Here is a 13,809-nt window from a genome sequence, read left to right on the forward strand (position 1 = left end):
ACTAACTCAAGGGAGCGCCGCGTCATGGATGACCAATCACCACAACCCGTTGTGATAAGTCCGGTTTCACAGAAGCTGCAAATATTGGACAGGGTATTCCTGTCGGCCGAGGATGCAGCCCTGTTTGGCCATGAGCAGGTCGGTCGACGACGTGATCACAGGTTCTTCGCTTATATACTTCAACGTGATGATCAACGTTTTGTGTTGTCCGAGCTGACTGAGCAAGCGTCAGCCCCACGTGCTGTTTTTCAGGAATTACCCGACAAACATAGCCTTCACAGTCGCTTTTATTCCCATCCTGGAATGTCGACACTGGAACCCGAAACACTAGCGCACCTCAATCGCACTACTGATGAAATGCTGGCGAGCCTGATGATGTTCAGCGTCGAGGAGCTGCATTTCAGTCTTGTCGGTAAAGTGCCGATCTACCTGTCCGGGGCCGAGGACAGTTTGATCGGCTTCACACCGAGTGGGGCAGGTTCGTCAAGCCTGCAGGCTTTACTGGGCACCGCGCTTCAACCTGGAACCCTTGCCTTGGGTCTCGGCACGGGCGCTGCGAAACCCGAACAGCTCGTGGTCGAAACCGCAGCCGCTGGCGATTTGCAGGTCATCGTCAGCAACGGTCGGTGGCGACCTCGGGGTAAAGTTACGGCGACTGTCGCGCCAGCTCCATGGGAGCGCCACATCCCGCAGCGGGTGTCGTTCGGTGCGGTCTTCCCGTCGGCCGAGGCGGCGGCGCTGGACCGCCACTCCCGAGAGTCGGGATTGAGCGATGAGGAGCGAACCTTGTTCGGATTCATCCTCAAGCAGAAAGGCAAGGACGAGTACATTGCCACCGAACTGATCCCCGTCGGCGACGGGATCTACAAGCTTTTCTCGAAACGCGGCCTGTTCGGCGACTCCAGGAAACCCTCCGGTCGTATCTTTCCCGAGGCCTTCGAACTCTGTTCCTATTTCTACATGCGCCAACGGGTCAAGCGTGGGGTGGATGCGTCCAGTCAATGGCTGTCGCAACACTTCGTTGCGCCCAGGGACTTGGTGTTGGCCGTCGATGACATGAAAAAGCATCGGCGTCTCGTCACCAAGCCTGATTGCAGCCTGTCGCTCTATGCAGCGACCCAGGATGGCGCCTTGCTCAAGTATGACGCTCGCGAAGGCACCAAACTGTTCGACGATGACGACCCGACCCTGAACTACCCGGAGGTCGTCAACAATGTGGCCAGCGGCAAGTTGACGTCAACCGGCTATGTCAGGGTCGTTGCCAACAGCGGACAGTTGCGCGTGATGCGCACCAGCCTGTGTTGGGACCGAATAGGTCTGATCGACCGCTATTGGATGCCGAGCCTGAACCTGGAGCGGCGTACGCTTGGTCCGGTTTTCCTGACCGCCAATGATGCTGCCGTTTATGCTCGCTCCCAAGTGCGGTGGGGCCGCGCAGAAGCGTATGGTGGCTTGATTCTCGTGCGTGCTGACGGCTTTTACGTCGCCACCGAGCCTGTTGCGATCGCCCAGGAGAATTTTGATATCGAGCGGGTTTTCCCGGACGATGCCGTCAGACTCGGACAGTTCCCCACAGGGTGTACCATTATCGCGCGTTACCGCTCACGCAATGCCCGAGCGCTGTCGGTCCTCATGTCAACGGTCGACAAAGCGCTCTACCGCAACATGCTCTCAATCGACGTTGTTTATTCGGCCTTCTTGCTTGGTGTAAAGACATACGATGAGTACCTGTTTGCGCCAGACGGGTCGATAACACGTTATCGCCCCGGTCCCTGGGATAGATTCAGGGCCGACCTGGGCATTGTTCTCAGCAATACGTACATACCACCTCGTGATCTTAGGGGCGCGTGGATAAAGGAGCAGATTTATTCGCGGGCCCTGACGCCGACGGACTTGATGAAAAAGCTGGCGAAAGCGGGCGAGTTGCAAGTGGTCGTAGGTAGCCAACTGTGGGGGGCGCCACGTACGGTGGCGGAGTTCGAACCCTATCCTGAGCAAGCGGTCGCGCAAGATTACCCTCGGGCATTGACGGCGCCGGCTTACACACCCGTTTGCATTCGAGAAAAGGATGCCGCACGTCTGGCCCATGAACAGGCGGGCAGTCGGTCCGAGCTGAGCTTCGGCTTCATTCTCAGAAAGGTCCGGGATGGTACCTACGTCTCAACCCTGCCCGTTGCGGAGCAGGGTTCGCGGCTGGCTTATGACCGGGTCTTTCCCGATGTGCTGCCGTACCGCTACGTCGACAGCGCGATCATCCTGTGCGCTGAGCAGACGCCGCAGGGCCTGCCGGACGAAGACTATCGCCACTTCTTTTCGCCCATGGATGTGAGTCTGGCCCGCAACAGTGTCAAGAACTCTCAGGGATACAGGCCGATTTATTTTTCTTGCGCCGACGGTGCCTTGCTACGGTTGAGGCTCAGCGCCTTTGAGCCGAGCTACACACTGGATGAACATGGTCAGGTCGAGTTTCGGCCAAACCCGTTTGCGACGCTTGAGCAGGCGCGACGTGACTGGGACGCCGTCAGCCGGGGCCTGTTCACGGTGAGCAACTACATTCGACGCATGGCCGCCGCTGGAGAGCTGGAGGTTCTGGTGACCAGTGCCTACTGGTCTTGTGCAGGGCCTGTGGGGCAGGACTGGCAACCACGAATGCCTGCCCGCTCCGCTGATGAACTCTGGACACTCAAACCCGAGTTGCCGCTTGGGCCGGTGTTCCATCATCCGGATGATGCGGCGTATTTTGCACACAGGCGAGCAGGAACCGTCTCCGGCGACAGGAGCTCGCACGCCAGTGCGATTCTGACGGGTGCCAATGCCAACTCCTACGTTGCACTGGAGCCCATCGTCGATCCCGCTTCGCCCCATGAGGCCATCAAGCGGATCTTCCGCACCGCCAGTGATGCCTCAACCAATGGCAGAAACAAGGCGCCAGGATTTCCTGACGGTTACAAGCTGATGGCAGGCCACCAGTTGATCTCGCCGCAGGATCCCATTTGGACAGCCAGTGATCTGAACTTTCCGCCGCCAAACCAGGTGATGGCACACACGCATGCCTTGAAGGCCAAGGGGTTTGACATCAAGGCCTACTATTTCTCGACCCGCGGTGGGGCTTTGTTCACATACGTGCCGGCCTACAGTCCGGCCGAGAAGGCCCTGTTGCTCACCGAACCGGCGCTGGCTGCCGATCAGTTCATTTCCAGGCTGGCGGACATCGGGATTCTGAAAGTCCTGAGGGCCGCATCTGACTGGATGCAGGCCGGCCGTCTCGGAATTCTGTGGAGGATCGAACGCGAACAAGCTTCGGCTAAGACCGACAAGCCCACTCGGGATGAACTGTAACACTCGATTTGAAGTCGGGGGATGTGCTGTTTCCCAAATTCTGTTTTGAGGAAACGTTAAAGGACTTTCCAAGCTCACGGATGATCAATTCATGGATAACGTATTGCATCGCGTAAAGCGTGTACCCAATGTGGCAGTCGAACTACCTGCACTAAGCCCGCCTTTCATTAGTGCGGATGATGCGGCGTTGCTTGCACATGAGGCCATTGGCAATAAGAGGGACAAGGAATACGGCGGGGCGATTCTTCAACATGAGGGCGGTCGCTTTTATGCACTGGCAGCCGCAGCTTCTCGGATACCTGGCCCCGGTGGGTCATTGGCGATGACTTGAAGTTTTCATTCGAGCGGTTTTTTCCGAGGGGACAGCTACCGACCGGGTATGCGGTACAGGGGCTTTATCTATGCGCTCCAGACCGACAGCCTGAGGAGTTGCCGAGTGATCCGGTGTCTCGCAGTTTTATCCCTCCAACGGAATTGCGCGAAGCGTTCTACATTCTGGAGCCTGATGGATTCTGGAGACCCCGTGGCCAGGTCTCGTCGAAGTTATTGCAAGGAATGAGCAAGAGCAGGCCGCCGGCACTCTGAACCGTAGTTGTGCTACCCCTGTGCGCAGGTGGCTCAAAGACCGCTAGCCAAAAACACCCCTTCAGCGACTGACGCTGAAGGGGTTTTGCGCTCAGGGTTGTTGCTTGTTCAGGTATTGCTCAAGCAGCCGAGTCGGGTTCAGTTTGCCGGTTGAGGCGTGCCAACAGCAGCTTATCGAGCGCCCACACCACCACCAGTGAAGCCCCCACCAACGGAAACGCCACCGCCAGGGCGAACATGATCACCATCGCGGTTTTCCATTTCGGCAGGTCGTGACGCAGCGGTGGGACACCGAGCCTGCCTTGGGGGCGACGCTTCCACCAGATCACTACGCCGCTGATCGCACTGAGCAAAATCATCAGGCAGATCAGCAACACGATGATCTGGTTGAGCGTGCCGAACATCTTGCCTTCGTGCAGCATCACGCCGATTTCCGTGGCGCGGGCGACGGCACCGTAGTGCTCGTAGCGGACGTCGGCGAGGACGTCGCCGGTGTATTGATCGACATGCAGGGTGGCGTCGTTGCGTGGGTCATCGGCGAACACGGCAATGGTGAACACGCCGGTGGCCGTGGTCGGGAAGGTGATGCTGTAACCCGGCTCGACCTTGCGTTGCATGGCAATGTTCTGCACGTCCTGCAGGCTGATGGTCGGCGCGGCCGGGCCTGCTTGCGCACCACCGTGGGCCATGTGTTCGGCGTGGTCACCTGACATCGGCATCGGCGTATTTTCCATGGCCCACGGCACGGTCTGGCGGGTGGCACTGTTAAGACTGCGCGCTTCTACGTCGGACTTGGGCACGTTGTCCCACATCGCCGCTGGAAAGACATTCCAGACGGCGGCGTATTGCTGCCCCCAGAAGCCGGTCCAGGTCATACCGCTGAGCAGCATCACCAGCAGTAACGAAGCGCCCCAGAATCCGGTGACGGCGTGCAGGTCACGCCACAACACCCGGCCTCGACTGCTCAGGCGTGGCCAGAGAATTCCCGCGGCTTGACCGCGTGGCCACCACAGGAACACCCCGGACACCACCAGCACCACCCCCCAACCCGCGGCCAGTTCCACCAGGCGGTCGCCGACGGTGCCGATCATCAGCTCGCCGTGAATCGCTCGCGCGATCGCTTGCAGGTTTTTCTTGGCGTCTTGCTCGCCGAGGATGTCGCCGTGGTACGGGTCGACGAACACGTTCAGTTCGTTACCGCCGTTGAGCACGACAAACTGGGCGCTGCGCTCGGCGTTGACCGGCGGCAGGTACTGTTTGATCGTGCCTTGTGGGTACGCGTCTTTTACCCGCTTGAGCAGGTCGTCCGCTGGAACGGTATGGTGACCTGCCGGGACGTTGAGCAGGCTGCTGTACATCAGCGAGTCGAGTTGCGGCTTGAACAGGTAAATGGTGCCGGTCAGGGCCAGCATCACCATGAATGGCGCAACGAACAATCCGGCATAAAAATGCCAGCGCCAGGCCAGGTTGTAGAAATTCACTTTGGGCTGTTTCATCGGTTGTGCTCCGCTTGGCGAATCAATTGTCTGTAAAAGATCGCAGCCTCGTTTCACTCGACAGCTCCTGCGGGAGCCTGCGATCTTTTGACTTTTGTTGTTAGAAACTCATATCGATCTTCGTCCAGAGCGTACGCCCCGGTTCCTTGATGGCTTGCGGGTCATTGGCCGGGTAGCCGAAACCGGCGTTGCCGGCCAGGTTCAAGTGTTCGGCGTAGGCCTTGCCGAACAAGTTGTCGATGCCGCTGCTAACCCTCCAGTGCTGGTTGATCCGATAGGCGCCATTGAGCGAGAACACGCCAAAACCCGGGGTCTTGTCGAAGTCCTTGCCGACCACGTTGCCTTTGTTCTGGTCGATGCGGTTTTGCGCGGCAACCACTCTCCACAGTGCGCCGGCGCTCCAGTTGTCTTCGCTGTAGGTCAAGCCGAAGCGGGCATCCAGCGGCGGCATTTGCGGCAATGCACTGCCATCGCTGCTGTTTTTGCCCCAGGCGTAGGCCAGGGTGGCGTCGGCTTTCCAGTGTTCGGTGAAGTTGTAGGCCGCACCCAGCTCACCACCCATGATTCGCGCGTCGACGTTCTCGGCTTGCGAGGTCATCCCCATCATCCCGGGCGTGTAATTGAACAGGATGTAATCACGCACCTGGCCGATGTAAGCCGAAGCCCAGGCATCGAGGTCTTCGGTCTTGTATTGCAGGCCGAAGTCGAGCTGGGTGGTTTTCTCGGGCTTGATCGAATCGAAGGCATTCACTGATCCGGCGGGGCCGGAATTGGGCGAAAACAATTCCCAGTAATCCGGGAATCGCTGGGTATGGCCCAGTCCCGCATACAGCGTGGTCGGGCTGTCGGCCAGGTCGTGTTCGTAGCGGATAAAACCACTGGGCAGCGTATCGGCACGGGTGTCGTCGGCGGTGGGGTTGGGGCGGGTCATCATCCCCGAGCCGATGGTTTGCCGAAAATCCTTGGCCGATGCGCGGTCCAGGCGTGCGCCGGTGATGAGTCGATCGCGCTCGGCGGCGTACCAGGTCAGCTCGCTGAACGCCCCGTAGTTGTGGAAGTCGGCATCCTTGGTGTACGGCAGGTCCTTGTAAGTGTCGATGCCCATGGCGCTGCGTTGGCGGTGTTCGTTGGTCTGCGCGTCAATGCCGCTGATCAACTGCACATCGGCCCAGCGCCAAGTGGCCTTGACTCGCGCGCCGAGCGTACGGCGGTCGACGTTGGACGCCATGGGGCCGGCCATCATCCCGGTGCCGGACGGCGTGCGCAGGGTGTAGTTGTCCATCACATGGTCGGCGTAGTTGTAGTAAACCTGCGCCTCGAGCTTTTCCAGCACGTCGCCGATGTTGGACTTCTCGAAGCGCAGGCCGAGGCTCTCGCGCTTGAACTGCGAACCATCCATGCCGCGTCCAGCGTAACGCGCCTCGCCGTCACCCTTGCCGGCGGTCAGTTCCAGCAGGGTATCGGCGTCCGGGGTCCAGCCGAGAGCGACGTCGCCGTTCCATTTGTCATAACGCGATGCCACGGTGTCGTTGTTGCCATCCTTGTAGTCGTCGGCCTGGGCGGTGTTGCCGATTACCCGCACGTAGCCCAATGGCCCACCGGCGGCCGCGTCCACCAATTTGTCAAATCGACCGTTGGAGCCGGCCAGCACACTGGCGTTCACCCGCGTGCCGAGTTCGCCGAAACTTTCCGGCTCGCGATCGAACAGGATGGTACCGGCCGAAGCCCCCGGTCCCCAGAGCACGGTCTGCGGGCCTTTGATGACGGTCAGTTTGTCGTAGGTTTGTGGGGAGATGTACGAGGTCGGTGCGTCCATTCGACCAGGACAGGCGCCGAGCATCATGCCGCCGTTGGTGAGGATGTTCAGGCGCGAGCCGAACATGCCGCGCAACACCGGGTCACCGTTGGTGCCGCCATTGCGCACTTGGGCGAAACCCGGAATGGTTTTCAGATAATCCGAACCGTCGCTGGCCGGCACGGGTTGGCGCGGGTCCTTGGGATTAGTGACGATGGTCAGTGGTGAACTTGGAGCAATGGCGGTAATGACCGTCGGGCTCAGCTCTTCACTATAGCCTGCGTGTTCATCGGCCAGCGCGGAGGGCGCCAGCAAGGCACCGCACAGGATGGCGGTGGCATGCCTGAATCGAACACTGGGTTCGTTCAGGGCAAAGGAGGCTTGGGCAGCGCTCAAGCAGGGGACAGCAGCAAACCTGGACATGACAATTTCCATCGAACAGTCGTAAACGACACGGCCGACAACCTGAAGCTGTCTGCTCAACCGTGTGAAATCAGCAGAGAGTGTTTACGCGACGACGGGCGGGGCGCGGGTGCGGGCGCCGGGGAAGAAGGTTTGCCGGGCATGGCCCAGGCGAGGGGATGGCGTGGTGAAAGTGTTGGCGGGGGGGGTGTCGAACGCAGTGAATGAGCCGCCACCGGTGAGCGCCGGGCAGTTGAACAGCAGGCTGCAATAGCCGCATTTTTCCCAGATTGCATGGTGCCCGGACGCTGGCGGGCAATGCTCGGCAGTTGGTTGTGCGCCGTGATCGGCGTGCTCCATCGCCGACATATCCATGCTCATGTCCATCGACATGTTCATGGTCGTCGAGGTGCGCTGATCCATCGGCATCGACTGAGAAATCAGTGGACCGATAAAGATCATCAGCATGGCGAACAGGCTGATCCAGCTGCCGCGCGTCAGGCTCAATGGCTGACGACGGTGGGCGGATGACCTGGTGCCTGGCGGGCGCATGGGCGGCGTCGCGGTAGTGGGTTATTGAACGTGCGCGTGCTGTTGCGTGGCCTCGGGCGCCTGCTTCTGCACCGCCACTTCAACCGTCACGTCACCGGACTTCTCGAAGTGCAGGGTCAGCGGGAAGCGCTTGCCATCGCTGAGCAGGCTGCGGTCATTCAGCTCCAGCAACATGACGTGGTAGGCCATCGGGGCAAAGGTGATGTCGCCGCCGGCGGGGATTTCCACACTGGGCACCTGCTGCATTTTCATCAGGTCGTTTTGCATCACATGTTCATGCAACTGCGCTTTGCCCGAGATTGGCGAGTCGACGCTGAGCAGGCGGTCGGCTGAGTTACCCGTGTTGTGGATCACGAAATACGCGGCGACGTTGGGGGCATTGGGCGGCAGCTCCTGCGACCACGGGTGAGCGATTTCCAGTGCGCCGACCTTGTATTCGTGGGCATTGGCAAAGCAGGCAGGCAGCAGCAACGCGGCCAAAACAATGAGTTTGTTCAACATGGCAGTTCTCCGGAGCGATTCGAAACGCAGGTCAATTGCGAGCAGCAATCACACCAGAGGGGAGGCACGAGGGTTGAGGCTTGGCCATTGCTGGCGGGGTGTCGGCGTGTTGAGGGATGGAGGCGGCAGGCTTCGATTCGACTCGAAGTGCGCGAAATACAGCTGCGGCTCATGCCCGGGCAACGCCACCAGTGGTGCGGAGCCGGAGCAGCACCAGCAATGCTGCATGTTGGAATGATCGTCGCTTTGCGGTTTTTTCTGCTCGATATCGCCCAGGGAGATCGCCACCATCTTGGTGCCGCCGGACGAGCAGAAACTGCCCCACAACAATTGTTCTGCTGGCGACTTCGCCGTCTGCGCCATCGCTCCGGACATCGGCATGGCGAGCATGTTGAACAGCACTGCGAAGCAGGCGATCCAAGCAATTGCGAGCCGTTGTCGGGACATGGGACAAATCCGGTGGGTGGGCGATCAGGCGCGGCTATTTAGCCTGATCAGGGCCGATAAGTAAAAAGACTGCGTGCGGTGTGGTGTCGCAGCGCTATCAGACAGCGATGGCATGCAAACGCAGGCCCAAGGCTTTCATAACCTTCATGATAGTCGCGAATTCAGGATTGCCACTGCTGCTCAGCGCTTTGTAAAGGCTCTCGCGTCCCAGGCCGGCATCACGGGCAATGTGTGTCATACCCTTCGCTCGGGCTATATCGTTCAGAGCTGCACGTATCAGCACACCGTCGCCAGCATCCTCTTCAAAGCAGGCGTCAAGATAAGCCGCCATTTCTTCCGGCGTTTTGAGAAACTCGGCGGCGTCAAAACGGGTGAATCGTTCGGCCATGACTTACTCCTCATTACCGATGTTTTGTGCCATTTGAACAGCACGTTTGATATATCGTTTTTGAGTCGATTTGTCGCCCCCGATCAACAGCAAGTAAATCACTTCACCCTTGCGAGTGAAGTACAGCCTGTAGCCAGGGCCGTAATGAACGCGCATTTCATGAACGGCTGCGCCTACGGATTCACAATCACCAAAATTTCCATGCTCGGCGGCTCGAAGTCTGGCGATTATTCGAGCTTTGCCTATGGTGTCCCTCAGTGCATTCAGCCAATCGGCAAATACTCTGGATTGTTCAAACTCGATCATGTGAATCGTATTCCTTGGGATACATTGTGGCAAGCAACACTTTTCTCGAGGCGAAGCAATTGATCCCTGTAAATGGTGGGTGCGCTTGATGGGATCAGGAGGAAGAGGACTATAGGGTTAGAGCCCAGGCGTGGAAAGTCAGATCTTTCCGAGAGTATTGCCGGCAAAATCGCAGGGTTCAGTAGGTCTCAGGAATGTCTGACTTCGATAGGGCAACCAGCATATCTGGGACCGACCCATACTCCCGCTCTACCTCCGGCAACACCGGCCGCTTCAACACCAGCACCGGCACCCCGCGTTCCCGCGCCACTTCAAGCTTCGGCTCGGTCGCAGCACTGCCGCTGTTTTTGCTGATCAGCACATCGATGTTGCGACGCGCGAACAACTCGCGCTCATCGTCGATCAGGAACGGTCCCCGTGCGCCGATCACTTCGCAACGTTCATTGCCGGGATAAGCGTCCAGCGCGCGCAAGGTCCAGAATTGCTCCGGGGGAATCTCGTCCAGATGTTGCAACGGCTCGCGGCCAAGGGTGAACAGCGGTCGACGGAAGGGTTTGAGGGCTTCGATCAGTTCGGCCCAATCACAGACTTCGCGCCAGTCATCGCCGGCCTGGGGTTGCCAGGCCGGACGGCGCAGGGCCCAGCAGGCGATACCGCTCAAGTGAGCAGCCGTCGCGGCGTTTTGACTGATTTGGGCGGCGTAGGGATGAGTAGCATCGAGCAGCAGATCAATCCGTTCATCGCGGATGAATTGTGCCAGGCCTTCGGCACCGCCATAGCCACCCACACGAACCTGGCAGTGCAAGTCCGTCGGCACCCGACCGATACCGGCCAGGCTATAGATGTGTTGCGGCCCCAGGGTTCGCGCAATCGCCAAGGCCTCGGTCACACCACCGAGCAGCAGAATGCGTTTCATTGAAAAGCTCCCGCATGGCCGACGATCCCGCCCTGGCGATCGATGGCAAACACTTCGACCTGAACCTGCGCCGGCACCACGCTGCGGGCGAAGTCCAGGGCGTGTTGGCACACTGCATCGCCTAGGGCGATTCCTGCGGCGCTGGCCATGGCCAGCGCCTGTTGACTGGTGTTGGCTGCGCGGATGCCTTGTTGCAATGCGGCATCGGCGCCAATCGCCGCGGCCCATTCGGCAAGTTGCGGCAGATCGATGCTCGAATGCCGACTGTGCAAGTCCATGTGCCCGGCCGCCAGTTTGCTGATCTTGCCGAAGCCGCCGCAAATGCTCAGTTTATCCACGGGCACTTTGCGCAGGTGCTTGAGTACTGCACCGACAAAGTCGCCCATTTCGATCAGCGCGATTTCCGGCAGGTTGTAGACCCTGCGCATGGTGTCTTCGCTGGCGTTGCCAGTACAGGCGGCGATGTGCAGGTAACCGTTGGTTTTGGCAACGTCGATGCCCTGGTGGATCGAGGCGATGTAGGCCGCGCAGGAAAATGGGCGGACGATGCCACTGGTGCCGAGGATCGACAGGCCGCCGAGAATCCCCAGGCGTGGGTTCATGGTTTTCAATGCCAGAGCCTCGCCGTCCTCGACGTTCACCGTGACCTCGAAACCACCGCTGTAACCCAGCTCAACGCCGAGCAGGGTCAGGTGATCGGTGATCATCTTGCGCGGTACCGGATTGATTGCCGGCTCGCCAACGCCCAACACCAGCCCTGGGCGGGTGACCGTGCCAACACCGCGCCCGGCCTTGAAACGAACCCCCGGCTCACGGCCGAGGCGTACCTGAGAGTAGAGCAATGCACCGTGAGTCACGTCGGGATCGTCCCCGGCATCCTTGATCGTCCCAGCCTCTGCGCCGTCCTTGATCAGGCGGCAGAACTCGAGGCGCATCTGCACCTGCTTACCTTTGGGCAGGACGATTTCCACGGCGTCCGAGCTCTCACCACCGAGCAGCAGGCGAGCTGCCGCCAGGCTGGTCGCGGTGGCGCAGCTGCCCGTGGTCAGGCCGCTACGCAGCGGGGCGGGTTGTTCGGCGGTTTCGTCACGCATCGAAAGGCTTCGTCACATCCAGCAAGGTAATGGGCAACGCCTGACGCCAGGTATCGAAGTCACCCAGTGGTTGCGCCTGGGCAATATGGACGCGCGTCAGCTCGCCACCGTGCTGTTCGCGCCACGCCATCAGGGTCATTTCACTTTGCAGCGTGACCGCGTTGGCGATCAGCCGGCCCCCGGGCTTGAGCGCTGCCCAGCAAGTATCGAGCACGCCTTCGCGGGTGACCCCGCCGCCGATGAAAATTGCATCCGGGCGTTCGAGCTCTGTCAGCGCTTGCGGCGCACTGCCGCGAATCAGTTGCAGGCCGGGCACGCCCAAGGTGTCGCGGTTGTGCTCGATCAATTGCTGGCGCCCGGCATCGGCCTCGATTGCCAGCGCACGGCAACTCGGATGGGCGCGCATCCATTCGATGCCGATCGAACCGCTGCCGGCACCGACATCCCACAGCAATTCACCAGGGACCGGTGCCAGGCGCGCGAGGGTGATAGCACGCACATCGCGTTTAGTCAGTTGCCCGTCATGCTTGAATGCCGAGTCGGGCAAGCCGGCCAGTCGTGACAGGCGCGCAGTGCCGGGATCGGCGATGCAGTCGATGGCGATCAGGTTCAAGTCGGCGATCAGCGGGTCGGGCCAGTCGCTCGCGATGCCGTCGATGCGGCGCTCGGCTTCGCCGCCCAGATGCTCGAGGACGGTGATACGGCTCGCCCCGAAACCGCGCTCACACAGCAACCCGCAGATTTCGCCCGGGCTTCGGCCGTCATTGCTCAGTACCAGCAGGCGCACACCGCTTGCCCAGTGCGCGTTTAGCGCGGCGACAGGGCGGGCGACGACAGAAAGCGTGACCACGTCCTGCAGGGCCCAGCCCATTCGCGCGGCGGCCAGCGAGCAGGACGAGGGGGCCGGCAGGATCAGCATCTCATCGACAGGCAGTTGTCGGGCGAGGCTGGCGCCGACGCCAAAGAACATCGGATCGCCACTGGCCAGGACGCAGACAGGTTCGCCGCGTCTGGTCAGTAGCGGATCGAGGGAGAACGGGCTGGGCCATGACAGCCGTTCACTCGGGATGCAAGCTGGCAACAGATCCAGCTGCCGTTGACCGCCAATGATCCGCGAAGCGCCCAATAGAGCGTGTCGGGCGTTTTTACCCAGGCCCTTGAAGCCGTCTTCACCGATACCTACCACTGTCAGCCAGGGGGTCATGCTGTTCCTCATTTGCAAAGCGAAGCTGTCATCACCGCGCTCAGGTGTGTGTCGACCTGCACGGGTGCGCATCATAGCGCGGTGTTGATTACATTGGCCTGCGGTCAGTCGGTGAAATCGCTGCCAAGCGCGTCATCCTGTGTTCCTTCGCAAGTCGAACTTGTTCATGAGAATTTCGCGACGCTTCTTCTCGATGAGTGCTCTTTTAATGTCGAGTTTATTTCTGTCCAGTTTCAGGTAAACCCGTTGTTGAATGATCTTTGAAGCCTGCCCCTCCCAGTTGAAGAACAGAAAAGCGCTTTTTTTTGCATAACTCACCAGTTCCAGATTGAACACGGCAATTTCCAGGAAACCCTTGGCGTCGTAGCGCGCAGGCATGACTTGAAAGCGCTCTCCCATCAGGCTTTCCGTATCCAGAGAGTAGAGCGCCGATTTATCCGGTCTCAGTGCGTCGAGCGTGTCGATCATGGCGTTGCCCTGGCGGGTGTCCGGCATGGCCTGGGCGCGTTGTACCAGGTAGTCCGCGACACTTTTCGAGACATCACTGCGAATGCGGGTGGTGATGGCTTCTTCAAAGACAGACCAGCCGAGAAAATTCAGGGTTTTGACATATTCATTGAGCCACTGTGGCGAGTCGGCAAAGCGACTGCAGAGCATATCGGCGGATCGAGTGGCGATCTGTGTGCAATGGGTCAGGTCGTCAACGTCTTGCAGCGAGAGTTCTCCAATGCACGAAATCAAATTGGGGCCGGTTAACAGGCCTGCCGGGGTTTTATTATCCATA

The 13,809-nt window shown here is 59.8% G+C and carries 12 protein-coding genes; 1 reads left to right on the top strand and 11 read right to left on the bottom strand.

Features of this window, described 5'->3' with window-relative positions; genetic code table 11:
• Nucleotides 1-24 precede the first annotated feature (24 nt).
• Nucleotides 25-3,339, top strand: a complete 3,315-nt coding sequence (locus ACYP2Q_RS13990; RefSeq protein ID WP_459730994.1) for a hypothetical protein — start codon at nt 25-27, stop codon at nt 3,337-3,339.
• A gap of 704 nt (nt 3,340-4,043) precedes the next feature.
• On the opposite strand, the gene ACYP2Q_RS13995 is transcribed toward ACYP2Q_RS13990, so the two are convergent.
• The 11 genes from ACYP2Q_RS13995 to ACYP2Q_RS14045 all read right to left on the bottom strand — a co-directional run bounded on the left by ACYP2Q_RS13995 (nt 4,044) and on the right by ACYP2Q_RS14045 (nt 13,808).
• Complete coding sequence (locus ACYP2Q_RS13995; protein WP_459730995.1) at nt 4,044-5,420, bottom strand: PepSY-associated TM helix domain-containing protein; 1,377 nt, start codon at nt 5,418-5,420, stop codon at nt 4,044-4,046.
• Between the two features lie 100 nt (nt 5,421-5,520).
• On the bottom strand, nt 5,521-7,638 hold the full coding sequence (locus tag ACYP2Q_RS14000) for a TonB-dependent copper receptor (protein WP_459730996.1): 2,118 nt from the start codon (nt 7,636-7,638) through the stop codon (nt 5,521-5,523).
• An 84-nt stretch (nt 7,639-7,722) separates the two neighbouring features.
• Nucleotides 7,723-8,169 carry a DUF2946 domain-containing protein gene (locus ACYP2Q_RS14005; RefSeq protein WP_459730997.1) on the bottom strand — a complete coding sequence of 149 codons (447 nt, stop codon included), beginning with the start codon at nt 8,167-8,169 and terminating at the stop codon, nt 7,723-7,725.
• Nucleotides 8,170-8,190: 21 nt separating this feature from the next.
• A complete protein-coding gene (locus ACYP2Q_RS14010; protein ID WP_459730998.1) occupies nt 8,191-8,670 on the bottom strand; it encodes a copper chaperone PCu(A)C in 480 nt (159 codons plus the stop codon).
• Nucleotides 8,671-8,718: 48 nt separating this feature from the next.
• Nucleotides 8,719-9,117 (bottom strand): DUF2946 domain-containing protein, encoded by a 399-nt coding sequence (locus ACYP2Q_RS14015; RefSeq protein ID WP_459730999.1) that lies wholly within the window; start codon nt 9,115-9,117, stop codon nt 8,719-8,721.
• Between the two features lie 97 nt (nt 9,118-9,214).
• Nucleotides 9,215-9,505, bottom strand: a complete 291-nt coding sequence (locus ACYP2Q_RS14020; protein WP_459731000.1) for an addiction module antidote protein — start codon at nt 9,503-9,505, stop codon at nt 9,215-9,217.
• A gap of 3 nt (nt 9,506-9,508) precedes the next feature.
• Nucleotides 9,509-9,811 carry a type II toxin-antitoxin system RelE/ParE family toxin gene (locus ACYP2Q_RS14025; RefSeq protein WP_459731001.1) on the bottom strand — a complete coding sequence of 101 codons (303 nt, stop codon included), beginning with the start codon at nt 9,809-9,811 and terminating at the stop codon, nt 9,509-9,511.
• Nucleotides 9,812-9,989: 178 nt separating this feature from the next.
• Complete coding sequence (locus ACYP2Q_RS14030) at nt 9,990-10,727, bottom strand: cobalt-precorrin-6A reductase (protein ID WP_459731002.1); 738 nt, start codon at nt 10,725-10,727, stop codon at nt 9,990-9,992.
• The gene (locus ACYP2Q_RS14035) at nt 10,724-11,821 is read right to left on the bottom strand and encodes a cobalt-precorrin-5B (C(1))-methyltransferase (protein ID WP_459731003.1); all 1,098 of its coding nucleotides are present in this window, start codon (nt 11,819-11,821) and stop codon (nt 10,724-10,726) included. The genes ACYP2Q_RS14030 and ACYP2Q_RS14035 overlap by 4 nt, the downstream gene beginning before the upstream one ends.
• The gene (gene cbiE, locus ACYP2Q_RS14040) at nt 11,814-13,025 is read right to left on the bottom strand and encodes a precorrin-6y C5,15-methyltransferase (decarboxylating) subunit CbiE (protein ID WP_459731004.1); all 1,212 of its coding nucleotides are present in this window, start codon (nt 13,023-13,025) and stop codon (nt 11,814-11,816) included. Before cbiE ends, ACYP2Q_RS14035 begins: the two co-directional genes overlap by 8 nt.
• Nucleotides 13,026-13,157: 132 nt before the next feature.
• Complete coding sequence (locus ACYP2Q_RS14045) at nt 13,158-13,808, bottom strand: hypothetical protein (protein ID WP_459731005.1); 651 nt, start codon at nt 13,806-13,808, stop codon at nt 13,158-13,160.
• Nucleotide 13,809 lies beyond the last annotated feature (1 nt).

It is taken from the genome of Pseudomonas sp. MHK4 (assembly GCF_054600775.1).

Bases quoted from the DNA above. Each gene is read 5' to 3' on its own strand.
- ACYP2Q_RS13990 (WP_459730994.1), top strand. From the start codon at position 25: ATGGATGACCAATCACCACAACCCGTTGTGATAAGTCCGGTTTCACAG.
- ACYP2Q_RS13995 (WP_459730995.1), bottom strand. From the start codon at position 5,420: ATGAAACAGCCCAAAGTGAATTTCTACAACCTGGCCTGGCGCTGGCAT.
- ACYP2Q_RS14000 (WP_459730996.1), bottom strand. From the start codon at position 7,638: ATGTCCAGGTTTGCTGCTGTCCCCTGCTTGAGCGCTGCCCAAGCCTCC.
- ACYP2Q_RS14005 (WP_459730997.1), bottom strand. From the start codon at position 8,169: ATGCGCCCGCCAGGCACCAGGTCATCCGCCCACCGTCGTCAGCCATTG.
- ACYP2Q_RS14010 (WP_459730998.1), bottom strand. From the start codon at position 8,670: ATGTTGAACAAACTCATTGTTTTGGCCGCGTTGCTGCTGCCTGCCTGC.
- ACYP2Q_RS14015 (WP_459730999.1), bottom strand. From the start codon at position 9,117: ATGTCCCGACAACGGCTCGCAATTGCTTGGATCGCCTGCTTCGCAGTG.
- ACYP2Q_RS14020 (WP_459731000.1), bottom strand. From the start codon at position 9,505: ATGGCCGAACGATTCACCCGTTTTGACGCCGCCGAGTTTCTCAAAACG.
- ACYP2Q_RS14025 (WP_459731001.1), bottom strand. From the start codon at position 9,811: ATGATCGAGTTTGAACAATCCAGAGTATTTGCCGATTGGCTGAATGCA.
- ACYP2Q_RS14030 (WP_459731002.1), bottom strand. From the start codon at position 10,727: ATGAAACGCATTCTGCTGCTCGGTGGTGTGACCGAGGCCTTGGCGATT.
- ACYP2Q_RS14035 (WP_459731003.1), bottom strand. From the start codon at position 11,821: ATGCGTGACGAAACCGCCGAACAACCCGCCCCGCTGCGTAGCGGCCTG.
- cbiE (WP_459731004.1), bottom strand. From the start codon at position 13,025: ATGACCCCCTGGCTGACAGTGGTAGGTATCGGTGAAGACGGCTTCAAG.
- ACYP2Q_RS14045 (WP_459731005.1), bottom strand. From the start codon at position 13,808: ATGGATAATAAAACCCCGGCAGGCCTGTTAACCGGCCCCAATTTGATT.